Source organism: Sandaracinus amylolyticus (genome assembly GCF_000737325.1).
Lineage (GTDB): Bacteria > Myxococcota_A > Polyangia > Polyangiales > Sandaracinaceae > Sandaracinus > Sandaracinus amylolyticus.
In genome coordinates this window covers 9,683,267-9,706,332 of record NZ_CP011125.1, presented here as the reverse complement: position 1 = coordinate 9,706,332, position 23,066 = coordinate 9,683,267, and the positions used below count along the sequence as shown (strand labels likewise).

Annotated in this window: 17 protein-coding genes; 11 read left to right on the top strand and 6 right to left on the bottom strand. The window is 71.6% G+C overall.

Going from position 1 to position 23,066, the window contains the following annotated elements:
- The first annotated feature begins 40 nt into the window (after window positions 1-40).
- Both DB32_RS48870 and DB32_RS41030 read left to right on the top strand, forming a co-directional pair.
- On the top strand, window positions 41-1,273 hold the full coding sequence (locus DB32_RS48870; protein WP_053238113.1) for a hypothetical protein: 1,233 nt from the start codon (window positions 41-43) through the stop codon (window positions 1,271-1,273).
- A complete protein-coding gene (locus DB32_RS41030) occupies window positions 1,264-3,468 on the top strand; it encodes a TonB-dependent receptor (protein WP_053238112.1) in 2,205 nt (734 codons plus the stop codon). The genes DB32_RS48870 and DB32_RS41030 overlap by 10 nt, the downstream gene beginning before the upstream one ends.
- A 723-nt stretch (window positions 3,469-4,191) precedes the next feature.
- Here DB32_RS41030 and pdxR read toward each other — a convergent pair.
- The 3 genes from pdxR to sthA form a co-directional block, all read right to left on the bottom strand.
- Window positions 4,192-5,739, bottom strand: a complete 1,548-nt coding sequence (gene pdxR / locus DB32_RS41025) for a MocR-like pyridoxine biosynthesis transcription factor PdxR (protein ID WP_169791720.1) — start codon at window positions 5,737-5,739, stop codon at window positions 4,192-4,194.
- Window positions 5,740-5,948: 209 nt separating this feature from the next.
- The gene (locus DB32_RS41020; protein ID WP_157070285.1) at window positions 5,949-8,129 is read right to left on the bottom strand and encodes a tetratricopeptide repeat protein; all 2,181 of its coding nucleotides are present in this window, start codon (window positions 8,127-8,129) and stop codon (window positions 5,949-5,951) included.
- 52 nt (window positions 8,130-8,181) lie between these two features.
- Window positions 8,182-9,588 carry a Si-specific NAD(P)(+) transhydrogenase gene (gene sthA, locus DB32_RS41015; RefSeq protein ID WP_053238109.1) on the bottom strand — a complete coding sequence of 469 codons (1,407 nt, stop codon included), beginning with the start codon at window positions 9,586-9,588 and terminating at the stop codon, window positions 8,182-8,184.
- A 405-nt stretch (window positions 9,589-9,993) separates the two neighbouring features.
- On the opposite strand from sthA, the gene DB32_RS41010 reads away from it, so the two are divergent.
- The 3 genes from DB32_RS41010 to DB32_RS41000 all read left to right on the top strand — a co-directional run bounded on the left by DB32_RS41010 (window position 9,994) and on the right by DB32_RS41000 (window position 14,076).
- On the top strand, window positions 9,994-11,385 hold the full coding sequence (locus DB32_RS41010; RefSeq protein ID WP_169791719.1) for an esterase/lipase family protein: 1,392 nt from the start codon (window positions 9,994-9,996) through the stop codon (window positions 11,383-11,385).
- Window positions 11,386-11,483: 98 nt separating this feature from the next.
- On the top strand, window positions 11,484-12,980 hold the full coding sequence (locus DB32_RS41005) for a hypothetical protein (protein ID WP_053238107.1): 1,497 nt from the start codon (window positions 11,484-11,486) through the stop codon (window positions 12,978-12,980).
- A 73-nt stretch (window positions 12,981-13,053) separates the two neighbouring features.
- On the top strand, window positions 13,054-14,076 hold the full coding sequence (locus DB32_RS41000) for a 3-oxoacyl-ACP synthase III family protein (RefSeq protein WP_053239130.1): 1,023 nt from the start codon (window positions 13,054-13,056) through the stop codon (window positions 14,074-14,076).
- On the opposite strand, the gene DB32_RS40995 is transcribed toward DB32_RS41000, so the two are convergent.
- Window positions 14,073-14,657 (bottom strand): polyhydroxyalkanoate synthesis regulator DNA-binding domain-containing protein, encoded by a 585-nt coding sequence (locus DB32_RS40995; RefSeq protein WP_053238106.1) that lies wholly within the window; start codon window positions 14,655-14,657, stop codon window positions 14,073-14,075. The genes DB32_RS41000 and DB32_RS40995 overlap by 4 nt on opposite strands.
- Before the next feature lie 202 nt (window positions 14,658-14,859).
- On the opposite strand from DB32_RS40995, the gene DB32_RS40990 reads away from it, so the two are divergent.
- From DB32_RS40990 to DB32_RS40965, 6 genes are all read left to right on the top strand, one after another.
- Window positions 14,860-15,174, top strand: coding sequence for a hypothetical protein (locus DB32_RS40990; RefSeq protein ID WP_053238105.1), 315 nt, complete (start codon window positions 14,860-14,862; stop codon window positions 15,172-15,174).
- Window positions 15,175-15,191: 17 nt separating this feature from the next.
- Window positions 15,192-16,850, top strand: coding sequence for an AMP-dependent synthetase/ligase (locus tag DB32_RS40985; protein ID WP_053238104.1), 1,659 nt, complete (start codon window positions 15,192-15,194; stop codon window positions 16,848-16,850).
- Window positions 16,847-17,929, top strand: a complete 1,083-nt coding sequence (locus DB32_RS40980; protein ID WP_053238103.1) for an alpha/beta fold hydrolase — start codon at window positions 16,847-16,849, stop codon at window positions 17,927-17,929. The genes DB32_RS40985 and DB32_RS40980 overlap by 4 nt, the downstream gene beginning before the upstream one ends.
- Window positions 17,930-18,001: 72 nt before the next feature.
- Window positions 18,002-19,228 (top strand): polyhydroxyalkanoate depolymerase, encoded by a 1,227-nt coding sequence (locus DB32_RS40975; RefSeq protein ID WP_053238102.1) that lies wholly within the window; start codon window positions 18,002-18,004, stop codon window positions 19,226-19,228.
- Window positions 19,225-20,013: a 3-hydroxybutyrate dehydrogenase gene (locus tag DB32_RS40970; protein ID WP_053238101.1), complete on the top strand. Its 789-nt coding sequence runs from the start codon at window positions 19,225-19,227 to the stop codon at window positions 20,011-20,013. The genes DB32_RS40975 and DB32_RS40970 overlap by 4 nt, the downstream gene beginning before the upstream one ends.
- A 94-nt stretch (window positions 20,014-20,107) precedes the next feature.
- On the top strand, window positions 20,108-21,346 hold the full coding sequence (locus tag DB32_RS40965; RefSeq protein ID WP_075098155.1) for an extracellular catalytic domain type 1 short-chain-length polyhydroxyalkanoate depolymerase: 1,239 nt from the start codon (window positions 20,108-20,110) through the stop codon (window positions 21,344-21,346).
- Window positions 21,347-21,349: 3 nt separating this feature from the next.
- On the opposite strand, the gene DB32_RS40960 is transcribed toward DB32_RS40965, so the two are convergent.
- Complete coding sequence (locus DB32_RS40960) at window positions 21,350-22,180, bottom strand: hypothetical protein (protein WP_053238099.1); 831 nt, start codon at window positions 22,178-22,180, stop codon at window positions 21,350-21,352.
- Window positions 22,181-22,208: 28 nt separating this feature from the next.
- Complete coding sequence (locus tag DB32_RS40955) at window positions 22,209-22,859, bottom strand: response regulator (protein WP_053238098.1); 651 nt, start codon at window positions 22,857-22,859, stop codon at window positions 22,209-22,211.
- Window positions 22,860-23,066 lie beyond the last annotated feature (207 nt).

Genomic DNA, 23,066 nt, shown 5'->3' with positions numbered 1-23,066 from the left:
CGCGCGCTTTTCGTCGAGGGATCCCCGTATAGTCGCGGCCATGCAGTCCTCGCGCTTCAAGACACGGACGACGTTCGGGATCGCGGCCCTCGGCGGAGCGCTCTCGCTCCTCGGATGCGGTGACGACGACGGTGCCACCGAGGTCGACGCATCGGCTCCGATCGACGCGTGGACCGCGCCCGTCGACGCGCCGAGCGACGCTCCGATGGCCGACGCCGGCGGCGAGACGTGCGCGCCGTTCCCCGGCGACTACACGCCGCGCGTCGACATGTCGTCGACCGACGAGTGGCCGCCCTGCGTGTCCGACGTCGGCACCTACGCGCGCATCGAGCCGACGATCTCGACCATCGCGCGCGTCGAGGCATACGACACCATCTTCGCGCCCGGCGGTCTGCTCGTGGGCGAGCCGAGCGCGACCGCGTTCACCGACGCGCGCACCGTCTACGAGACGAGCGAGGGGCTCGGCTCGCGCGTCATCCGCCGCACCGACGAGCACGTCACCGCGCCCGATCCCAACGACTGCCGCATGGGCTCGGTGATCGAAGCGGCGCCCGAGTACTGCGTCGGCCCGACGCAGCTCGCGCCGATCGTGCGCGAAGGGTTCGCGGCCGGCATGACGGGCGGCGCGGGCGAGCCGCTGCGCGTGCACGCCGCGCGCATCGATGCTGCGCTCACGTGGTTCCTCTACATCTCGCCCTACAAGGAGAGCCTCACGTGCACGAGCACCGCGCGCGACTGCGACTCCGCGTGGGCGTACTACACGGGCGGCGTCGAGGCGCGCAGCGGCGGGCTCGGGATGGCGCGCCTGGTCCGCGAGCTCGACGTCGAGACGCACGATCGCATCTGGGACGCGCTGCTCGCGGTGCGCTGCTGGCGTGATCTCGATCCCGAGCCGGTGTCGAGCGAGCGCCTCGACCTGCGTGATCGCGCGCGCACGCAGCTCGATCGCGCGATGGATCGCGGCATGGCGCTGCTGATCGCGGATCGCCTCCGGCGCATGGAGGCGAGCAGCGGTGACGAGCAGCTCGCGCACTTCGCGTGGGGGCGCGTGATCCTCGGATCGATCGCGCAGCGCACGATCCCGAGCCCCGATCCCGGCGGCAGCGACATCGTGGTGCCGGCGCGCGAGTCGCTCGCCGATCGCATGCTGCGCGCGCGCAGCACCGAGCTCGCGGATCTCGTCGCGAGCGAGATCGACGGAGCGAGCGCGCCCGCCGACGTCGACGTCGACGCGATCGTGGAGCTGCTCGAGTCCGCGTTCCCGTGCGCGTGATCGGACGGCTCGCGGTGATCGTGACGATCGCGATCGTCGCGATCCCCGCGCGCGCACAGGACGACGAGAGCACGTTCCGGGCGCGCGCGCGTGCGGCGCCCGACGACGTGCGCGGTCGCGCGACCGACTCGGTCGCCGAAGAAGAGATCGAAGAGCGCGTCGTGCGATCCGCGCCCGACGCGCTGCGCCTGATGCCCGGCGTGTCGATCCAGCAGACCGCGCACGGCCAGGCGAGCCCCTACGTGCGCGGCGTCACCGGCCAGCAAGTGCTGCTGCTCTTCGACGGAGTGCGGCTCAACAACGGCATCTTCCGACAAGGGCCCAACCAGTACTTCTTCACGGTCGACGTCGAGAGCCTCGCCACGATCCACGTCGTGCGCGGCAGCGCCACGACGCGCCTCGGCGCCGACGCGCTGGGCGGCGCGATCCTCGCGCTCCCGCGCGAGCCCACGATCGATCCGCGGCGCGACGGGTTGATCGTGCATCCGCGCTTGATCGGTCGTTACGGAATGCAGGACACGGACGCGGGCGCGCGCGCCGAGATCGATCTGCAGCTCGGGCGATCGCTCGGGTTCCTCGGCGGCGTGCGCTATCGCGACGCGGGTCCGCTCCAGGGCGCGGGCATCGTGTGCCCGCTCTCGACGGTCGTGCCGTGTGTGCCGGCGCGTGATCCCGCGATGCGTCGCAACGTGCCGATGATCCCGTTCGTCGAGGACGACGGGCGCACCCAGCGCGGCACCGGCTTCCGCGTGCTGAGCTGGGACGAGCGCCTCGTGTGGCGCGCGTCCGACGAGCTGCGTGTGACGCTCGCGGGCTACGGCTGGCACCAATTCGACAGCCCGCGCACCGATCAGTGTCCGGCGCCGTTCGCGCCGGGCAACGACTGCCTCACGTACCTGCAGCAGACGCGCGCGCTCGGTCTGCTCGCGATCGACGTGCGCCCGCGCGAGTCCGAGCTCGCCGAGATGCGCATCGCGCTGAGCTGGCAGCGCACCCACGAGCATCGGCTGCGCGATCGTCCGACGGCGTTCGTGGAGAACCGATTCCTCGACACGATCGACACCTACGGCCTCACGGTGCGCGGCCGCACGCGCGCGTTCGTGCTCGCGCCCGAGCTCGCGATCGCGGTGCACTTCGGCGCGGAGGCGTACTCCGACGTCGTGCGATCCGAGGCGAGCACCGCGTTCACCGACGTCGGCCTCACGGTGCGCGAGCCGCGCGGCCAGTACGTCGACGGCGCGCGCTTCGCGCAGCTCTCGGCGTGGAGCGAGGTGCAGGCGGCGATCACGACCGGGCTGATCGCGCGGGGTGGTGCGCGCGTGCTCTACGCCGGCGCGCGCGCGAGCGCAGATCCGTCGTCGGGCACCGCGCGCGTCGACCTCGACGTCGCGGGCGTCGCGGCGCGCGCCGGGATCGAGGCGCGCATCGTCCCCGAGCTCACGCTGCACGTGAACGTCGATCAGGGCGTCCGCCCGCCGAACCTCGACGATCTCACGTCCCGCCAGCAGGCGGGCCCGGGCTTCCAGTTCGAGAACCCCGATCTGCGCGAGGAGCGCTCGACCACCTTCGAGATCGGCGCGCGCATCGAGGCCTGGGACGCGCTGCGCCTCGACGCGTGGGCGTACGCGATGCTGCTCGACGGCGCGATGACGCGCGTCCCGCGCGAGGCGTCGGCGTGCCCGCCCGCGACGCCGCAGTGTCGCGGGTCGTGGTCGCGATATCAGCTCGTCAACGCCGAGGGCGAGTCGCTGATCGTCGGCACCGAGCTCGCGCTCACGCTGGACCTGCGCGACATCGGCTTGGTGGCACGGAGCACGCTCTCGATCGCGTGGGGCGAGGGCCCGAGCCCGACCGACGCGAACGTGCGGGTGCCGCTCTCGCGCGTCCCGCCGTTCGGCGGCGCGCTCGACCTGCGCTGGCAGCCCGCGCCGCGCGGCTTGGCGCTCGGCGCGACGATGCGGTGGGCGCTCGATCAGGATCGCCTCGCGCCCGCGGACGCGAGCGACGCGCGCATCCTCGCGGGCGGCACGCCGGGATACGCCGTCGTCGATCTGCGCGCAGCGTGGCGATTCGATCCGCACCTCGCGGTGTCGGTGGTGCTCGAGAACGTGCTCGACAGCGCGTATCGAGTGCACGGATCGAGCATCAACGGGCCGGGAAGAGGGCTGCTGGCGCGGTTGGAGGCGGGGTTCTGACGGCTAGTGCGGGTGCGACGGCGGGTGCGATGACGACGGCGCGTACGGGTGCGACGACGACGGCGAGCGCGACGAGTGCGAGTGAGAGCGAGTGCGGAGCGATCGACTCGCGTGCGAGTGGGGAGCGGAGCGAGTGCCGAGCGAAGCGAGTGGGGAACGATCAGGTCCGGTGCGCGTGAGGTTGCCAGCGCGAGTGCGAGAACGACTGCTGAGCGAGTCAGATCGCGCGAGCGCCGATGAGCACGACACACCTCGGCCGCGCGAGTCGAATCCCGCAGCGCGTCGCTGCGATCGATCTCGCGCCCGACGAGAGTGACGGAGCAAGGCGAGGCGCGGAGCGCGAGCCCGTCGAATTCCGCCGCGATGCGCGAAGCGCGAGCCGGTCCGCGAAACACGAAATCCCGCAGAGCGGGATTTCGCGTTTCGCTCTTCACCACAATCCAAAGATGGGCGAGCCCTTCCAGCCCCCTCGCGCGGCCGAAGCGCCATCGACCCAGGGGCGCGGGGAGGGGGTCTCGCGCGCAGTTCCGCAGCGCCCACCAGCCTCCGCTACTCCCGCGAATGCGAGGCCCCGCGAGGCGCAACGCGCCCGCGGGGCCGAGACTCGCTCACACGCCTTCTCACAGCGCAGCAGGTGGCAATCGCGAGGACTGTCCGAGCACGAGACCCCCTCCCCGCGCCCCTCGCCGAAGCCTCACCCCGCGCGACCCCGCGCGGCCGCGCTCACACGACGCCCAGCGGATCCGTCCCCGTCCGCTTCACCACCGCGCGCCGCCCCACCGACACCGCGTCCATCGCCGCGCCGAGCCGCTTCGCGCCTTCGACCAAGCGCGCCGGCGACTCGCCGCCGAACACGAGACGCAGCCCCGACGGACCGCCCACCGCGCGATCCACGCGATACAGCGTCCCCGGCGAGACCAGCACGCCCCGGCGGCGCGCCTCCTCGAAGACCGCCTCGGGATCGAGATCGTCCGGCAGCTCGATCCACATCGTCGTCCCGCGCGTCGGCGCACGGAACCGCACGCTCGGCGGCAGGTACTTCTTCAGCGCGACACACAGCGCGTCGCGACGCTCGCGGTACTGCCCGCGGATCCGATTGAGGTGCGCCGCGAGATAGCCGCGCTCCAGGAACTCCGCGAGCGCGTGCTGCAGCAACCCCGACGTGCCGAGATCGGTCGCGTGCTTCAGCGCGACGAGCTGCGGCGCGAGCGAGGGCGGGCACAGCAGGAACCCGATGCGCAGCGCCGGGATCAGCTTCTTGCTGAACGTGCTCAGGTAGATCACGTCGCCGTCGAGCGCGCGCATCGCGGGCGGCGGCGCTGCTCCGTCGAGCTCGAGGTCCGCCACGAAGTCGTCCTCGATCACCGCGGTGCCGGTCTCGCGCGCCCACGCGATCAGCGCCTCGCGCCGCGGGCCCGAGATGCACTCGCCCGTCGGGTTGCACGAGTTCGGCATCAGGTAGAGCGCCTTCGCGCGCCCCGCGTGGCGCAGCCACGCCATGTCGGGCCCTTCCGCGTCGGCGGGCACGCCCATCAGCCGCGCGCCGTTCGCGCCGAAGATCTGGATCGCGCCGGTGTACGTCGCGGCCTGCGAGATCACGACGTCGCCGGGATCGACCAGCGCGCGCGCGACCACGTCGAGGCCCTGCTGGCTGCCCGACGTCACGAGCACGTCGTCGGCGCGCGCCGGAACGCCCTGCCGCACGAGGTCCGCGGCGATGCGCTCGCGCAGACGCGGCACACCTTCGTGCGGCGCGTACCCGAGCGCGCGCGTGCCGGTCGTGCGCATCACGTGCTCGAGGCAGCGGCGGAAGAGCTCGTCGGGCAGCAGGTCGGGCCCCGGCTCCATCTTCGTCAGGTTCACGAGCTCGCCGCGACCGACACGCGCGATGCGCTGCACCCGCGCCACACGCGCGAAGCCCTCGGTCCGCGCGCGCTCGCTGATCATCGAGCTCCACGGGATCGGCGCGCGCTCCGCGCTCGACACCGGCGCACGTCCGACCGGGAGCGCGACCGCCGCGGGCTGCGCGCGCACGAACGTGCCGCGCCCGACGGTCGAGCTCAGGAAGCCGCTGCGCTCGAGCTCGGTGTAGGCGCGCACCACCGTGTTGCGGTGCGTGCCGAGCTCGTCCGCGAGCTTTCGCGATGGCGGCAGGCGAAAGCCTGCGGGGAACGCGCCGCTGCGGATCCGCTCCGCGATGCGATCGAAGAGCTGTTGGTACAGCGGTACATCGAGCGCGTGGTCGAGGACCAATCCGAGGCTGCGTTCCACCTGGACCCCCTTTTCGTGGCCGCGTCCGCCACGATTGGTCCAGGTAATCCCCCGCATTCTCGAGGACCGCAACGGCACGACCTAGGTGATCGTGCAGTGCCAGGATGGACCAATGTTGCGCGGTAGCATGGTCCAATTCGCGGTCTGCCGCCGCTCTTCACCGCGGGCGCGGACCAACGTGGCCCGAAATGGTCGGGGGCGTCCGCGGCTCAGCGATGCGTGCGCTCGCCCGGGCCAGGCTCGGCCAACTCGCGCAGCGGCGCGAGGTCCAGCGTGGTGGAGCGCTCCTCCGCGCCCTCGACCGACGTCTCGCGCGCCGTGCTCCACGGCCCGATCCGCACCTTCAGCGTGCCCTCGCGCGGATCGGCGCTCGCCTCGACGGTCCGTCGAGCGACGTACGAGCGCGATCCCGTGCCGCGATCGTCGAACGCGACGTCATCGGCCTCGGCCTGCTGCTCCTCTTCCGCGATGCGGTCGAGCGCGAGCCGGGTGAGGTGCGCCGGCTGCTCGGGGCACATGCCTCGCCAGCAGTACGGCCCAGCGTCCTCGTGCTCCGCGAGGACGCGCTCGAGCGTGCCGCGCGCGACGTCGACGACGATCAGCATGCGCGTGCGGAGCGCCTGCTGCGCGTAGAGATCGATCGGCTCGAGCTCCGCATCGAGCCACCGCGCGACGATCGGCGCGCGCCCGTCGGGCTGCACGCGCGCGGCCTCTCTCAGCGACCACGAGTCGATCTGGGGGAACGGCTCGGGCCCGAGCGTCGATCCCAGCGAGCAGAGCGCGAGCCACGTCTCGACGTCGTCGTCGCGCTCGATCTCGAACGGCTCGACGAGCCAGTGGCCATCACCGCGCTCGTAGATCAGCGCGTCGCAGATCGCGTCGGGGCCGCACATCGTGCCGGCGAACCACTCGCGATCGGGCAGCACGCGCCCCGCGGGCACGCCCGCTGCGTCGGGAACGCGACGGCAGGTCGGCGTCGTCGTCACCGTCGACGCGGTCGCGCGCGCGCCGCCCGCGCATCCGACGCGGCACACCCGCGGATCGCCGAGCAGCTGCGCGACGGCGTAGACGCCGGGCCGAAGCGCCGACGCGTCGGGCTCGCAGCGATCTCCTTCCGAGCCCGACGCGCCGTAGTCGTACGCGTCCTCGAACTGGCCCTCTTCGCGCGCTCGTGCACACAGCGGCGCGCCGACCTCGAGCGAGCCCGACGCGTCGAGCACGAACGAGCCCGCGACGATCTCGTCGCGCGCCTCGCCCGCGACCGGGCCGCCGTCGTCGTCCTCCGCGCCGAGCGAGAGCGAGCGCTCGCTCTCGAACGTGCGCCACGCGGCGCAGCGCAGCGCGGGCTCGATCGCGCACACCATCGTCGTCGCGGTGATCGAGGTGCTCGACTCCTCGCCCTCGTCGAACGGCACGTAGAGCTCGCCGTGCTGCTCGAAGCCCACGACGAGCTCCGCGCGCCCGCCCGCGATCACGTCGAGCCACTGCGCGCGCGCGGTGCCGGAGCGCGACGCGCCGACCTCCGCGCTCGGACGCTCGATCTCGTAGAGCGGGACGACGTCCACGCGCCCGTCGTGCGCGACCCAGAGCTCGCCCGATCCCTCGGGCTCGCGGCACGGCTCGATCAACATCGCGCGCACGTCGCCGTGCACCAGCGCGGCGGGGAGCTCTTCGAGGTCCTCGCACGCGCGCTCGCGCAGCGTCGCGCGGAAGACGGCGTGCTCCTCGTCGACGAGCGACTCGAGCGCGTCGTCGGCGATCGGGCTCGTGGGCGCGCTCGGCACCGCGGGCGCGGGCGCGTCGGCAGGGGCCTCGCCGAGCTCGGCGAGCGCACGCTCGACGCTCGGGTGCGCGCGCAGCGCGAGCGAGCGCGTGAACGCATCGCGCGCGCCCGTCGCGTCACCGAGCTCACGGCGCACCAGCCCCGCGTTGTAGAGGCACATCGCGAGCGGCGCGCGCAGGCGCTCGGGCACGTCGGCATCGCGCGGCAGCTCGCGCAGCGCGGTCTCGATCATCGAGCGTGCGCGGGCATGGTCGCCGGCGCGGAACGCGATGTAGCCCGCCTCGCAGCGCGCCCGCGGCTCGGGCAGCGCGGCGAGCGCCTCGTCCATGCGCGCGAGCGCCGTCGCGTGGTCGCCCTCGCGCGCGGCGCGCCTCGCCTCGCGCAGCGCACGGGTGAACGCGCGTCGCTTCGTGCGCATCGCCGCGCGGTTCTCCTCGGTGCGCTGCTCGGGCACCGACGAGATCGCGACGCCGTCGCTCGTCGGCGCGCTCGGTGGATCGACCGGGCTCGTCGATGGAGGGGGTGCGCTCTCGCTCGACCGGCCGCCACACTCGCACCCGGCGAGCAGCGCGAGCACACAACCCCACGCGAGCCAGCGCACCCTCATCGACGTCCTCCGCGCGCACGAACCGCGCGCGCGCACGCCGCGATTCCCAGGCTCAACAGAGACGATTGAGCCCGTTCAGCGCGGCGACGCGATACGCCTCGGCCATCGTCGGGTAGTTGAACGTCGTGTTCACGAAGTAGCGCAGCGTGTTCGCCTCGCCCTTCTGCGACATGATCGCCTGCCCGATGTGCACGATCTCCGCGGCCTGATCGCCGAAGCAGTGGATGCCCAGGATCTGCAGCGTCTCGCGGTGGAAGAGCAGCTTCAGCATGCCCACCGTCTGCCCGGTGATCTGCGCGCGCGCGAGCGAGCGGAACAGCGAGTGACCGACCTCGTAGGGCACGCCCTCCGCGGTCAGCTCGCGCTCGTTGCGCCCGAGGCTGCTGATCTCCGGTGACGTGTAGATGCCCGTCGGGATGTCCTGCACGAGCTTCTCGTCCGTCACCCCGAGCACCGCGTGGCCCGCGGCGAAGCGGCCCTGGTCGTAGCTCGCGCTCGCCAGGCTCGGGTACCCGACCACGTCGCCGACCGCGTAGATGTGCGGCTGCTCGGTGCGGTAGAGCGCGTCGACCTTGAGCTGACCGCGCGAGTCCGCGGCGAGCCCGACGTTCTCGAGCCCGAGATCGTGCGTGTTCCCGGTGCGGCCCTGCGCCCAGAGCAGCACGTCGCTCTTGATCTTCTTGCCGCTCTTGAGGTGGACGACGACTCCGTCGTCGACCGGCTCGACCTTCTCGTACTCCTCGCCGTGGCGGATGAGCACGCCTTGATCGCGCAGGTGGTAGGCGAGCGCGTCGATGATCTCGTCGTCGAGGAACGCGAGGAGCTTCTCGCGCGAGTTGACGAGGTTCACCTTCACGCCGAGGTTGCGGAACATCGACGCGTACTCGCAGCCGACGACGCCCGCGCCGTAGATCGTGATCGAGTCGGGCGTGTGATCGAGCCGCAGGATCGTGTCGCTGTCGCGGATGCGCGGGTGCGAGAAGTCGACGTCCGCGGGGCGATAGGGACGCGAGCCGGTCGAGACGATGAACTGCTTGGCGCGCAGGCGGCGCTTCGCGGCGCCGACCTCGTCGGTGTCGACCTCGACGGTGTGCGGATCGACGAACGACGCATGGCCGTGGACCACGGTGACGTGGTTCCGCACGTAGAAGCCGCGGCGCATCTCGACCTGCTTGCCGATCACGCCCTCGGCCTGTCGCAGCAGCTTCGGGAACGTGAGCTCGACGTTCATCGCCGCCGACGCGAAGATCGGGTTGCGGCGGAAGCGCAGCGTCTCGTTGATCGCGTGGCGCAGCGCCTTGCTGGGGATCGTCGCCCAGTGCGTGCAGCCGCCGCCGACGTCGCGGTAGCGCTCGACCATCACCACGCTCGCGCCGGACTTCGCGGCGCGCATCGTCGCGCCCTCGCCGGCCGGTCCGCTGCCGATCACCACGACGTCGTGCTCTTTGTCCCACGGCACTGCTCGATGGTCCTCCAGTCGCGGCGAGTTGTAGGGCCTCGAGACCGCGAATGCGAGAACGTTGATCCTCACGCGCTGCAGCGCGCCGCCGCACCCCACGCGCGCCGAATCCCGCGGAGATCCCTCACGTCCTGGATGTTGCGTCGCAACAGCCGTCGGATTTCCGATCCAAGCTGCCGCCGATGCAGCGGACGATCCTCGCCCCGGACGGCGCCGACCCGGGCTCGCTCGTCCTGCTGCGACGCAGCAGGTGGTCGCACTTCCGGCCCTCGTGCGAGAAGGCGGTACATCGCAGGCGCCCAGAAATCTCGGCTGCTGACTGGAAACGCGCGAGCAGTCGCTGTATTGTGCGATGCACAACAGAAACACGCGCGACACGCAGCGCGGACGAACGAGGTAGTCATGATGCGACGGGGTACGGGGCGCGCGCTCCTCTTGATGGCAGCGCTCGGGGCGGTGGGCTGCGGCGACGACGACGGCTCGGATCCGATCGACAGCGGCGTGGTCGACGCGAGCGGTGGTGACGCCGGGCCACCGTCCGACGGAGGTCAGACGGACCCGCGCGTGATGGCCTGCCGCGAGGCGATCGCCGCGCGCGAGGCGCAGGTCGCGGCGATGCTCCCCTGGTCGATCGAGGACGCGACCGAGATGGTGCGCACCGGCGGCGACCAGGCCCGCGAGGCCGACTACGCCGGACGCTATCGCGACGACCTCGCGACGCACCCGGGCTGCGTCGCGCGCGCGGCGTACGGCAACAACGTCGAGTTCCTCGTGACGGACAACCAGGCCGAGGTCGCGGCGGGCGCGCCCGCGTCGATCGACGGCTATGCGTGCGCGGCGAAGGAGTACGCGCAGCCGGCCGAGGACACGACGAAGCCGATCGTGATCCTCGTGCACGGCAACTCGTCGAGCGTCACGACGTTCGAGGAGTACGCGAACGACGGCGTCGCGGGCGACACGATCACGAACGTCGCGGGCTTCGAGATCGTCGTCGACACCGAGACGCGCGAGCAGCTCGCGACGCGCCTCGTCGGCGCGGGCTACCGCGTGATCGCGTTCGACGCGCGCACCGACCTCGTCAACACGCTCGCCGACTACGACATGACGAGCGCGACCGGCAACGCGTTCCGCAACATCGACCACGGCTGGGCGGTGCCGATGCTCCAGTCGCTCGTGCGCGCGGTGCTCACCGAGAACCCGACGCGTCGCGTCTCGCTGATCGGCCACTCGCTCGGCGTGAGCGTGATCCGCGATGCGCTGCGCCGGCTCTACCTCGAGCACCGCGCGGGCGAGGCGGGCGCGGTGAACCCGTTCGCGCGGATCCAGGACGTGATCCTGCTCTCGGGCTCGAACCACGGCGTCAGCGCGGGCCAGACGCTCTGCGACAGCTTCGATCACATGCGCGGCACCGTCGGCTGCGAGATGGGCGACCGCGGCACGTTCGTGCCGACGTACTTCACGCGCCCGCTCAACGGTCCGAACGACCTCTTCGCCGCGCCCTGCGCCGACGGCAGCTACGCGTACGGCGAGCGCAACCAGTGCGAGGACAACGTCGTCGAGTACACGACGGTGACGATGGAGGACATCCCGAGCGGCGAGCTGCAGGACGAGTTCGTCTCGGAGGCGTCGTCGCAGCTCGACCTCGAGCCGTGCGTCGACAACGTGCTGATCACGCTTTCCGACTACGACACGAGCGGGTACTTCTTCACGGGCGCGCCCGGGTTCTTCGCGAACCACTTCGGGAGCGCGCGCTCGGACGCCGGGATCGATCTGATCCTCGAGAAGCTCGCGGACTGATCGAGGGACCGGAGAGCGCGGTGGCCGTCGTGGCGACACGGCGAGCGCCGCGCTCTCGCGCGTTCGTGCTGCGGAGTGAACTGCTCGAAGGGGATGGGATGATGTACGGGCTTCGCAACATGGGTGGGCTCGCGGTGATCGCGGCCCTCGCGACGAGCACCTGGGTGAGCGCAGCGCGCGCGCAGACCGACGCGCCGGCGCCGAGCGACGAGCGCGCCGTGGAGGCCGCGCCACGCGACGAGGCAGCGCCGCCCGACGACGCAGCGCCGCCCGACGAGGCAGCGCCGCCCGAGAATGCAGCGCCGCTCGAAGCGCCCACGCCCGACGCGACGACCGACGACGCACCGCGCGAGCCCGTCGACGCGAGCGAAGAGCAGCGAGAAGGCGACGCGCCGCTGCCCGATGAGCCGCCCGATCAGGCCGAAGCGGCGACGCGCACGCTGAGCACGACGATGCTCCCCGCGCGCCCCGCCTTCACGTTCTGGCGCGACGGCGACGACTTCATCAAGCCCGTCATCCAGCTCTCCGCGATGCTCGTCGCGTACCTGCCGCACAGCGACACGACCGAGGGTCTCGCGGCGCGCGTCAGCACGCTCGCGCTCGCGCGCTTCGGCCTCGAGGGTCAGCTCTTCGGGTTCGTCACGTTCCGCAGCGTGTTCGAGCGCAACTTCGGCTTCAGCCTCGCGCGCAACGGTCCGGTGGGCACGAGCGTGTGGGAGGGCACCGCGTCGCTGCAGGCGCGCGAGAACTACCTGCGCCTCTCGCAGTGGGGCCTCTCGCTCACCGGCGGCATCTTCCCGGATCCCGCGAGCCTCGACTTCATCTCGAGCAACGTGCTCGACGGCTTCGGCATGGACCCCTACGTGCGCGACCCGCTGCTCGTCAGCGGCTTCGCGCAGGGGCAGGGCGTGATGCTGCGCTACGGGTGGGAGTGGCTCGACTTCGGCCTCTCGTACACCGGCGGCAATCCGCTCACGACGAGCCTCGCGTTCGGCTTCGGCGGCGACGTGAGCTCGCTCGGCACGCTCTTCACGGCGCCGCTGCGCGCGCTCGCGAACGGCATCCCGGGATCGGACATCCACCTCAACACGATCACGCCGTCGTTCACGTTCTCGCACGAGATCGTCGACCTGCGGCTCGCGGCGCAGCTCTACTTCGTCGACATCGACGTCACGACCGACGCCGACGCTTCGCTCTTCGGATACAACCTGCGCGCGACCGCGCAGGTGAAGATCCTCGGCGACATGCTGCGGCTCAACGGGACGTTCGCGTACCGCCGCAACGAGCAGGTCGAGATCCCCGACGTGACGATACGCTCGCAGCGCGACTACGAGGGCTTCGTCGGCGCGGGCGGCGTCGACTTCACGTGGGAGATGCTGAGCGTCGGCGCGCAGTACTACTTCCTCACGTCGTCGATCACCGACATGTCGTCGCTGACGAACCACTACATCAACGTGGCGGCGACGCTGTGGCTCATGGAGCCCTACGTCTCGATCGGCGCGCGCTGGTCGCGCTCGATGGCCGAAGCGACGCCGATGGCGCCGCGCGTGAACGCCACCGACAGCTTCATCGTCTCGATGCGGCTGTTGATCTGAGGGGGCCACCTCCCCAAACGCTGCGCGCGGGGCTCCGGCCCCGCTTGCTCTCCACCGGCACCGCGTGATCGACATGCGCACGTTCCACCATGCCGCGCTGGCCTCGACCGGCGTGTACGTTCCCGAGATCGAGCGCTCGAACGACGCGCTGATCGCGCAGCTCGGCGACGCGCATCGCGAGACGATCGAGAAGCTCGAGCACGGCTCGGGCATCACTCGACGCTTCGTCGCGCCCGACGACTGGGCCACGTCGGATCTCGCGGTCGCCGCCGGGCGTGATGCGCTCGAGCGCGCGGGCCTCGCACCGAGCGATCTCGATCTGATCCTCGTCGGCACCGACAGCCCCGACTACGTCACGCCCGCGACGTCGGTGATCGTGCAGCACAAACTCGGCGCGCATCGCGCCGGCACGTTCGACGTCGGCTGCGCGTGCGCGTCGTTCCCCACCGCGATCGCCGCCGCCGCGGGGATGATCGCGAGCTCGCCCGGCATCGAGCGCGTGCTCGTGATCGGCGCGTACCTGATGCGCCGGCTCGCCGATCCGCGCGATCCGATCTCGTTCTTCTACGGCGACGGCGCGGGCGCCGCGGTGCTCGTGCGCAGCGACGAGCCCGGGTTCCTCGCGTCGGCGTTCCGCGCCGACGGCCGCTACGCGCGCTCGTGGATGATCGCGAGCGGCGGCACCGCCGAGCCCGCGAGCGAGCAGTCGGTCCGCGAGGGACGCACCCAGGTGCGCCTGCACGAGCCCTATCCGCGCGCCGTGAACGACGAGGGATGGCCCGCGATCGTGCGCGACGTGACCGCGCGCGCGTCGCTCGCGATCGCCGACGTCGACTGCTTCGTGTTCACGCAGGTGCGCCGCGGCACGATCGAGCACGTGATGCGCGAGCTCGGCGCGCCGATCGAGAAGGCGCCGCGCATCATGGACCGCTGGGGCTACACCGGCTCGGCGTGCATCCCGATGGCGCTGCACGACGCGGTGGGCACCGGGCACGTCGCCGTCGGCGACCACGTCGTGCTCGTCGGATCGGGCGTCGGCTACAACCAGGCCGGCGTCGCCCTGCGCGTCACCTCCGCGCTCGCGGGAGCGCGCTAGGTCTTGCGCTTGTTGCCGCGCAGCAGTGTCTTGAGCTCGTCGAGCTCGCGACGCAGCGCGGCGACCTCGACCGCGGTGGTGTCGGGCGGAGGCGCAGGCGGCGGCGCGGCGGGCGTCGTCGTCGCGGGCGGCGTGTACTGGGCCTCGGGCGCGAGCGCTTGACCTGCGCCGAGCCACATCCGCGCGATCGCGTTCGCGGCTTGGAACGGCATCGTCGCCATCGGCAGGAACGGCGAGACCGTCTGCGCTCCCCGCTTGGCCTCGAGGTACATCTCGAGCGTCGCGGAGAGATAACGCCCCATGAACTCCGCGAGCGACTCGTCGTCCATGCGGATCAGCTGCTGCAGCAATGTCACGGGCAGCAGGCGCGCCGCGCGACCGCTCTCCAGGATGATCTGGGTGAGCGTCGCTTGCGTGAGATCCTCCGACGTCTTCGCGTCGATGACGCGCACGTCGTCGCCGCGACGGACGATCGCCTCGAGCTGATCGAGCGTGATGTACGAGCTCGCCCTGGTGTCGTAGAGACGCCGGTTCCCGTACTTCTTGATCAGGATCGGCTCGCTGCTGCTGCGGAGGCGCATACGCAACGCGCAGACTGCGCGGCCTCCGCCCGCGACGCAACATTCGCGAGCCGCGCGCGTGTTTTGTGCGTCGCAACACGATGAAGATTGACGCCGGTTTTGCGCCGCTGTAGAGCCGAAGTGCTTTGGTGCGCCGCACCAGAGCGCGCGCTGCCGTGGGGACGGGACGTGCGCGACCCCTCCGAAGACGTAGGAGCACGGGATGACGCTCTTCGAGAAGTGGAAGAAGGAGTTCGACGCGTGGGAGGTCCGCGCCGCCGATCTCTCGAAGAAGGTGCTCGGCAGCCCGCTCGTGCTCGAGCCCACCGGCGCGCTGCTCACCGCGGCGATGCGCACCAAGGCGCGCACCGATCGCGTGCTCGGCGACGTGTGGAGCGCGGTCGGGCTGCCCAACCGCCGCGATCAGGAGCGCACGCTGCGGATGCTGACGGTGCTCGAGCGGCGGGTGATCGATCTCGAGGAGAAGCTCGAGGACGCCCACGAGGAGCTGCGCCGCGCGCGCGGCGAGACGCGCTGAGCGCAGGAGAGAGCACCATGGACGCGTCGAAGTACCTCGAGATCCGACCTGCTCCGCGCGCGATCTTCGATGCGCTCCCCGCGCGGCGCGACCTCACACGCTTCGTCGTCGGCGACCGCGCGATCACGTTCGGCGAGGTCGCGCGGGAGATCGAGGACGTCGCGCTCTTCCTCGCGCACGACGGGCACCGCCCGACCGATCGCGGCGCGATCTTCGCGCAGAACCGCGTGGAGTGGATGAGCGCGGCGCTCGCGATCCAGAGCGCGGGCGGCACGATGGTCCCGGTCTATCCGTCGAGCACCACCGAGCAGGTCGCGTACGTGCTCGGGCACTCCGACGCGCGCGTCGTGTTCGTCGCGGGCGAGGAGCTCGTGCGCAGCGTGCTGCGCGCGCTGCCGTCGCTGCCCGCGCTCGCGCGCATCGTGCTGCTCGACGATCGCGACGAGTCGATCCCGGGCGACGTGCGCGAGAAGGTGATCACCTGGTCCGCGGCCCGGGCCCGAGGCCGCGCAATCGCCAACGCCGATCCGAGCGCGCTCGCGCGGATGCTCGACGCGATCTCGCTCGATTCGCCCGCGATCATGCTCTACACGAGCGGCACCAGCGGCCCGCCCAAGGGCGTGCCGCTCACGCACCGCAACGTCGGCGTGAACGGCCGCGACTGGCTCGAGGTGCTCGGGCCGCTCGTCGACGAGGGCATGACCGATCTGCTGTGGCTCCCGATGAGCCACGTGTTCGGCTTCGGCGAGGCGTGCATCGGCAACACGCTCGGCTGGACGAGCTATCTCGCCGATCCCGCGAGCGTCGTCGCGCGCCTGCCCGAGGTGAAGCCCTCGGCGTTCATGAGCGTGCCGGTCGTCTGGGAGAAGCTCGCGCAGGCCGCGATGCACAGCGACGATCCCGCGGAGCGCAAGCGGCGCTTCGACGCGGCGACCGGCGGGAACCTGCGCTTCTGTCTCTCGGGCGGTGCGGGCCTCAAGCGCGAGGTGAAGGAGCTCTTCCTCGAGATGGGCGCGCTCTTGATCGAAGGCTACGGGCTGACCGAGGCCTCGCCGACGCTCACGATGAACCGCCCCGACGCGTTCCGCTTCGACTCGGTGGGCAAGCCGTTCCCGAACGTCGAGCTCCGTCTCGCGGACGACGGCGAGATCCTCGCCAAGGGCGAGAGCATCTTCGCCGGCTATCACAAGGATCCCGCGGCGACGCGCGAGGCGTTCACCGAGGACGGCTGGCTCAAGACCGGCGACGTCGGCGTCTTCACCGAGGACGGCTTCCTGCGCATCGTCGATCGCAAGAAGGACATCCTCGTGACCTCGGGCGGCAAGAACGTCCCGCCCGCGAACATCGAGCAGCGCTTCGCCGACGACCCGCTCTTCCAGCACGTCGTCGTCTACGGCGACGGCAAGAAGTACCTCGTCGCCGGCGTGTGGCTGAACCCGCTCGCGGTCGAGCCGGGGCTCGACGGCGCGGCGCTGCACGCGCTCGTCGAGTCGAGGATCGCCGCGGTGAACGCGCAGCTCGCGAGGTACGAGTCGATCAAGCGCTTCGTGATCCTCGAGCCCGCGCTCTCCGTCGCGAGCGGACACCTCACGCCCACGCTCAAGGTGAAGCGCAAGGCGGTGTACGCGACGTTCGGCGCGCAGCTCGACGCGCTCTACGAGCGGAGCACGCGATGATCGAGCCGCTCGACGTGATCCGCGGGCTCGCCGCGATGTTCGGTCGTCCCGCGCCGCGCGTCGGGCAGACGCCTGCCGACGTGGTGCACGAGGAGAACAAGTGGCGCCTCCTCCGCTACGTACCGCGCCCCGAGGGCGTCGCGTTCCGCACGCCCGTGCTGCTGATCCCGTCGCTGATCAACCGCCACTACGTGCTCGACCTGATGTCGGGCAAGAGCTTCGCCGAGCACCTCGTCGCGCACGGCCACGACGTCTACGTGATCGACTGGGGCACCCCCGAGGCCGAGGATCGCTTCGTCACGTTCGAAGACGTCGTCGTCTCGGCGATCGGTCGCGCGCTCCGCGTCACGACGCGCACCGCGAAGGCGGAGTCGGCGCACGTGCTCGGCTACTGCCTCGGGGGGACGCTCGCGGTGATCCACGCCGCGCTCGCGCCCGAGCGCGTTCGCACGCTGATGCTCGTCGCGGCGCCGGTCGACTTCCACGACGACGGCCTGCTCTCGAAGTGGACGCGCACCCGCACCCTCGACACGACCGCGGTCGTCGACGGCGCGGGCAACGTGCCGTGGCCGCTGATGCAGGGCGCGTTTCATCTGCTGCGCCCGACGCTGCCCCTGGTGAAGGCGGTGACGCTCGCCGAGAAGGCGTGGGACGAGCCCTTCCTCGACGGCTTCTTCGCGATCGAGACGTGGGGCAACGACAACGTCAGCTTCCCCGGCGAGTGCTGGCGCACGTACATCGACGAGCTCTATCGGAAGAACGCGCTGATGACCGGCTCGCTGCGGCTCGGCGGGCGCACGGTCGAGCTCTCGTCGCTGCGCTGTCCGCTGCTCTGCGTGACCTTCGAGCACGACGAGATCGTCCCGCACCGCAGCGCATCGGCGGTGGTCGAGCGCGTCGCGAGCACCGACAAGGAGCACCTGCACGTCCCCGGCGGTCACGTCGGCGCGATGGTGTCGAAATCGGCGTCGAAGAAGCTGTGGCCCGCGCTGCGCACGTTCTGGGCGACGCGCGACGAGGCCACGCGGCTGCGCGGCGAGCTCATGCTGCAGCGCGATATGGCCGTCGCGTCGCGCTGACGAATCATCAATTCTCACCGCACAACGATCGTTGTTGCGGTGCAACACAGCACGTGGCATCGTGCCGATCGAATGCTGTACGTGCTGCACGATCTCTCTCGTCGCGCGCTCGCTCCGGTCGCGACGACGGCGCGTGCTTCGGCCTATCTGCTGCGCAAGTCGCCGTTCCTCGGCGCACCGTTCGCCGCCGCGGGCTGGGAGCTGCTGCACCGGCTGACCAAGGAGTACCCGCGCCCGTCGTTCGACCTCGCGTCGGTGTCGCTCGACGGCGAGTCGATCCAGCTGCGCGAAGAGGTCGTCGTCGCGACGCCGTTCTGTCGCCTCGTGCGATTCGCGCGCCGCGCGCCCGAGGCGACGCAGGCGACGCTCGACGCGCAGCCGAAGGTGCTCCTCTGCGCGCCGCTCTCCGGGCATCACGCGACGCTGCTGCGCGACATGGTCCGCGCGCTCGCGCCCGAGCACGACGTGTACGTGACCGACTGGATCGACGCGAAGCAGATCCCGGTCGACGCCGGGCGCTTCGGGCTCGACGACTACGTCGATCACCTGCTCGCGTTCATGCGCCACCTCGGCAGCGGCGCGCTCCACGTGATCGCGGTGTGTCAGCCCGCGGTGCCCGCGCTCGGCGCGGTGTCGCTCCTCGCGTCGGCGGGCGAGCCCACGCCGCGCACGCTGGTGCTGATGGGCGGGCCGATCGACGGACGTCGATCGCCGACCGACGTCAACCGCCTCGCGACCGAGCACCCGCTCTCGTGGTTCGAGGACAACCTCGTGTACCCGGTGCCGCACGGCCATCCGGGCGTCGGACGGCGCGTCTATCCGGGCTTCCTCCAGCTCACCGCGTTCGTGTCGATGAACCCCGACCGACACTGGAAGTCGTACCGCTCGTACTGGCTCGATCGCATCTCGGGCGAGCGCGAGAGCGCGGCCGCGCACGAGCGCTTCTACGACGAGTACAACGCCGTGCTCGACATGGACGCGGACTACTACCTCGAGACCGTCCGCGTCGTGTTCCAGGAGTTCGCGCTCGCGCGCGGTGCGTGGTCGGTGCGCGGAAAGAAGGTCGTTCCCGGCGCGATCCGCGACACCGCGATCCTCACCGTCGAGGGCGCGGAGGACGACATCACCGGCGCGGGCCAGACCCACGCCGCGCTCGAGCTCTGCACCGGCGTGCCCGCGGCGAACAAGCGCGCGCTCACCGCCGCGGGCTGCGGCCACTACGGGATCTTCTCGGGCCGACGCTTCCGCGAGTCGATCTTCCCCGAGCTGCGCGAGCTGATCGCGCGCCATCACCGATGACGTCGCTCCGCGGCAAGAGCGCGCTCGTCACGGGCTCGACGAGCGGCATCGGCCTCGCGATCGCCGAGGCCCTCGCGGCCGCGGGCGCGAACGTGATGATGAACGGCTTCGGCGACGTCGAGCGCGCGCGCGCGACGGTGCGCGCCGCGGGCGCGGTGCACGGCGCGCGCGTCGAGCACCACGGCGCGAACCTCGCGAACGTCGACGAGGTCGAGGCCATGCATCGCGCGGCGAGCGAGGCGCTCGGCGGAGTCGACGTCCTCGTGAACAACGCCGGGATCCAGCACGTGGCGAAGGTCGAGGACTTCCCGCCGGAGCGCTGGGACGCGGTGCTCGCGGTGAACCTCACCGCCGCGTACCACACGACGCGCCTCGTGCTTCCGGGCATGCGCGCGCGGGACTGGGGCCGCATCGTGAACGTCGCGTCGGTGCACGGCCTCGTCGCGTCGGCGGAGAAGTCGGCGTACGTCGCGTCGAAGCACGGGCTCGTCGGGCTCACGAAGGTCGTCGCGCTCGAGACCGCGCGCACCAACGTGACGTGCAACGCGATCTGCCCGGGGTGGGTCCAGACGCCGCTCGTCGAGGCGCAGGTGCAGGCGCGCGCGGAGCGCGAAGGACGTGATCCGAGCGCGGCGCGCGAGGCGCTCGTCGGTGAGAAGCAGCCGTCGGGCGCCTTCGTGTCGCCGTCGTCGCTCGCGGAGCTCGCGCTCTTCCTGTGCAGCGACGCGGCGCGCGAGGTGCGCGGCGTCGCGTGGAACGTCGACGGCGGATGGGTCGCTCAGTAGCTGCGGCGCACCATCGCGCTCTCGACGTCGATCGTATGGTGTAGAGCACGCGCGTCGCCGCCGAGTGGTGCGACGCAACAACCGGGGAGGGGACATGAAGAAGCTCGTCGCGGCGCTCTGCGTGAGCGCGTGGCTCGTGGGGTGCGAGGCCGGCGAGGACGTGGGCAGCACGGCCGGCGCGCTGAGCGAGGTGAGCAGCTTCGGCGCGAACCCAGGCGCGCTCCGCATGATGCTCTACACGCCGTCGAGCGCGCGCGCGGGCGCGCCGATCGTCGTCGTGCTGCACGGGTGTCTGCAGGCCGCGTCGGACGCGGAGCGCACCGGCTGGAGCACGCTCGCCGACACGTACGGCTTCCACGTCGTGTACCCGCAGCAGACCTCGTCGAACAACGGCGCGACGTGCTTCCGCTGGTTCGAGCCGGCGCAGGTGCGGCGCGACGCGGGCGAGGTCGCGTCGGTGGTCTCGATGGTCCGTCACGTGGTCGCGACGCGCGGTGCCGACGCGTCGCGCGTCTACGTGTCGGGCTTCTCGGCGGGCGGCGGTCTCGCGCCGGCGTTGCTCGCGACGTACCCCGACGTGTTCGCGGCGGGCGCAGCGAACGCCGGCCTTCCGTTCGGCTGCGCGAGCGGCGTGAGCGAGGCGTTCGGCTGTCAGAACGGCGGCGTCGATCGTTCGCCCGCGGAGTGGGCGGCGCGGGTGCGCGCGGCCGCGCCGTCGGGATGGAGCGGACCGTGGCCGCGCATCGCGATCTGGCAGGGCACGTCGGACTCCACGGTGCGGCCGGTGAACGCGACCGAGCTCGTCGAGCAGTGGACCGCGATCCAGGGGCTCGACACGGCGCCCGAGAGCAGCGAGACGATCGGCACGCTGCAGCGCACGCGGCACGTCGCGGCGGGACGCGTCGCGGTCGAGCAGGTGATCGTGCCGGGCATGGGCCACGCGGTCGCGATCCATCCGTCGAGCGGCTGCGGCGCGACCGGCTCGTACACCGCGAGCAGCGAGCTCTGCGCGGCGCGCGAGCAGGCGCGGTTCTTCGGGCTGATCGAGCCGCTGCCCGAGATCGACGCCGGCGTCGCGATCGACGCGGGATCGAGCGTCGATGCGGGCGCGAACGATGCGGGCGCGAACGATGCGGGCGCGAGCACGTGCGCCCAGCACACGTCGTCGAACTACGCGCACGAGCGCGCCGGTCGCGCGACGCGCTGCGGAGCCTACGGCAGCTACGTGTGCGCGGTGGGCTCCGGACAGCAGATGGGCTTCTGGAACGTCTATCAGTCGACGACGCTGCGCGAGCGGCCCGCCGGGTACTTCGAGATCGGCGCGTGTCCGTGACTGCTACTGCGCGATCGTGATCGTCAGCGTCGCGCGCGTGCTGCGGCGTGCGGTGGGGAACCGCACCGCGCGCAGCGCGCGCATCACGCACTGGATGGTCGCTCCGTCGCGCAGCGTGCCGCGGCCGCGCGTGGCGCTCGGACGACCATCGCGCGCGATGAACAGGTTGATCGGGAGCTCACCGCTCGCGGCGGTGCACCCATCGAACGTCGTCGCGGGGATCGCGCCCGCGATCTGATCGGTCGTGAGCGCGCCGCGCGCGGTGTCGACGCGCACCGTCGCGCGCGAGGTCGCCGGAGGCGGCGTGGTCGGCGTGGTCGTCGTCACCGGCGGTGTGGGCGGGGTGACCGGCGCGGCGCTCGGCGGAGGCACGGTGCCGTCGAGCGTCGCGAACACGTCGCCGGGGATCGCGAGCGCGCCGCCGGTGACCCCGGTGCGCGTGAAGTAGAGCGTGAACCGCACCATCGCGCCGCCGTCGGGCGCGGCGTCGGGCAGGCGGAACTCGCGCACCCGCGCGCGCGCGCACTCGTCGAACGTGTCGTCGCCGAGCGTCGACGCTTCTTCGGTCGCGCGGATCACCTGACGCGCCGAGACCCAGAGGCGCAGCCGCAGCGTGCCCTGCAGCGCGGGCGTGCGCGCGAGCCGCTCGCGATAGCACTCGAGCACCGGCCCGAGCGTCGGGCGAAGGCCCGTCGCGAGCAGATCGCGATAGCGATCCGGCGGACGTTGATCGGCCACCGTCAGATCGGCGACCGACACCGTCGCGGTGCCCTGGGCGAGCGTGGTGGACGGGAGCGCGATCAGCAGCGCGAGCGAGACGAGGATGGAGCGCACGGCGCGAGCTTATCAGCCCTCGCGGCGATCACTCCTGACCGCGCGCGAAGAGCGCGGCGCGCACGATGAGCTCGCCGACGCCGCGGATGCCGAGCTTGTTGCGGATGCGCGCGCGGTGCGTCTCGACGGTCTTCACGCTGACGCCGAGCGCCGACGCGATGTCCTTCGTCTCGTGGCCGCGCCCGATCAGCCGGAAGATCTCGACCTCGCGATCGCTGAGGAGCTGTCCCGAGCGAGTGCGCCAGCGCCGCACGAGGTGGGTCGCGATCGACGGGCCGAGGAACACCTCGCCGCGCGCCACCGCGCGCAGCGCGTCGACCAGCGCGATGTCGTCGGTCTTCGCGACGTAGCCGAGCGCGCCGAGATCGATCGCGCGCTGCGCCAGCATCGGATCGTCGTGCGCGGTGAACACCAGCACGCGCAGCTCGGGGAACCGGCTCTTCAGCACGAGCAGCAGGTCCATGCCCCAGTCGCGATCGAGCTCGAGATCGATCAGCACCACGTCGACACCGTGCGCCTCCGCGAGCTTGAGCGCGGCGCGCGCGTTCGATGCCTCTCCCACGACGAGGAACTCGCCGGGCACGCCGTTCAGCTGTGCCCGCAGCGCCGCCCGGATGATCGGATGATCGTCGACCAGCAGCAGCCGGTGGGGGCGTGATTCGTCGGGGGATGATCCCACTGCAGCGACCATACGCGCGGACGTACCGCGCGGATCATCGAACCTGAGGTGCGGCAGACCGCGCAGCAACGTCGGGGCATCCCTTACGTCGTCGGGCGCGGTCCCGACCCTGATCGCCGGCTTTTCCGACTCCCGTTCGCAGAGCGGTGGCTCTACGACTGTGCAGGAAGAGTCTTGTGACCTTGTAGCCGGCCTCGCCCCGTCGAG

Coding starts and splice junctions, on each gene's coding strand:
- DB32_RS40995 (WP_053238106.1), bottom strand. CDS start 14,657: ATGCGCCTCCGCAGCAGCAGCGAGCCGATCCTGATCAAGAAGTACGGG.
- DB32_RS40990 (WP_053238105.1), top strand. CDS start 14,860: ATGACGCTCTTCGAGAAGTGGAAGAAGGAGTTCGACGCGTGGGAGGTC.
- DB32_RS41010 (WP_169791719.1), top strand. CDS start 9,994: ATGCGACGGGGTACGGGGCGCGCGCTCCTCTTGATGGCAGCGCTCGGG.
- DB32_RS41000 (WP_053239130.1), top strand. CDS start 13,054: ATGCGCACGTTCCACCATGCCGCGCTGGCCTCGACCGGCGTGTACGTT.
- DB32_RS40980 (WP_053238103.1), top strand. CDS start 16,847: ATGATCGAGCCGCTCGACGTGATCCGCGGGCTCGCCGCGATGTTCGGT.
- DB32_RS48870 (WP_053238113.1), top strand. CDS start 41: ATGCAGTCCTCGCGCTTCAAGACACGGACGACGTTCGGGATCGCGGCC.
- DB32_RS41020 (WP_157070285.1), bottom strand. CDS start 8,129: ATGAGGGTGCGCTGGCTCGCGTGGGGTTGTGTGCTCGCGCTGCTCGCC.
- DB32_RS40985 (WP_053238104.1), top strand. CDS start 15,192: ATGGACGCGTCGAAGTACCTCGAGATCCGACCTGCTCCGCGCGCGATC.
- DB32_RS40970 (WP_053238101.1), top strand. CDS start 19,225: ATGACGTCGCTCCGCGGCAAGAGCGCGCTCGTCACGGGCTCGACGAGC.
- DB32_RS40965 (WP_075098155.1), top strand. CDS start 20,108: ATGAAGAAGCTCGTCGCGGCGCTCTGCGTGAGCGCGTGGCTCGTGGGG.
- DB32_RS41005 (WP_053238107.1), top strand. CDS start 11,484: ATGATGTACGGGCTTCGCAACATGGGTGGGCTCGCGGTGATCGCGGCC.
- DB32_RS40975 (WP_053238102.1), top strand. CDS start 18,002: ATGCTGTACGTGCTGCACGATCTCTCTCGTCGCGCGCTCGCTCCGGTC.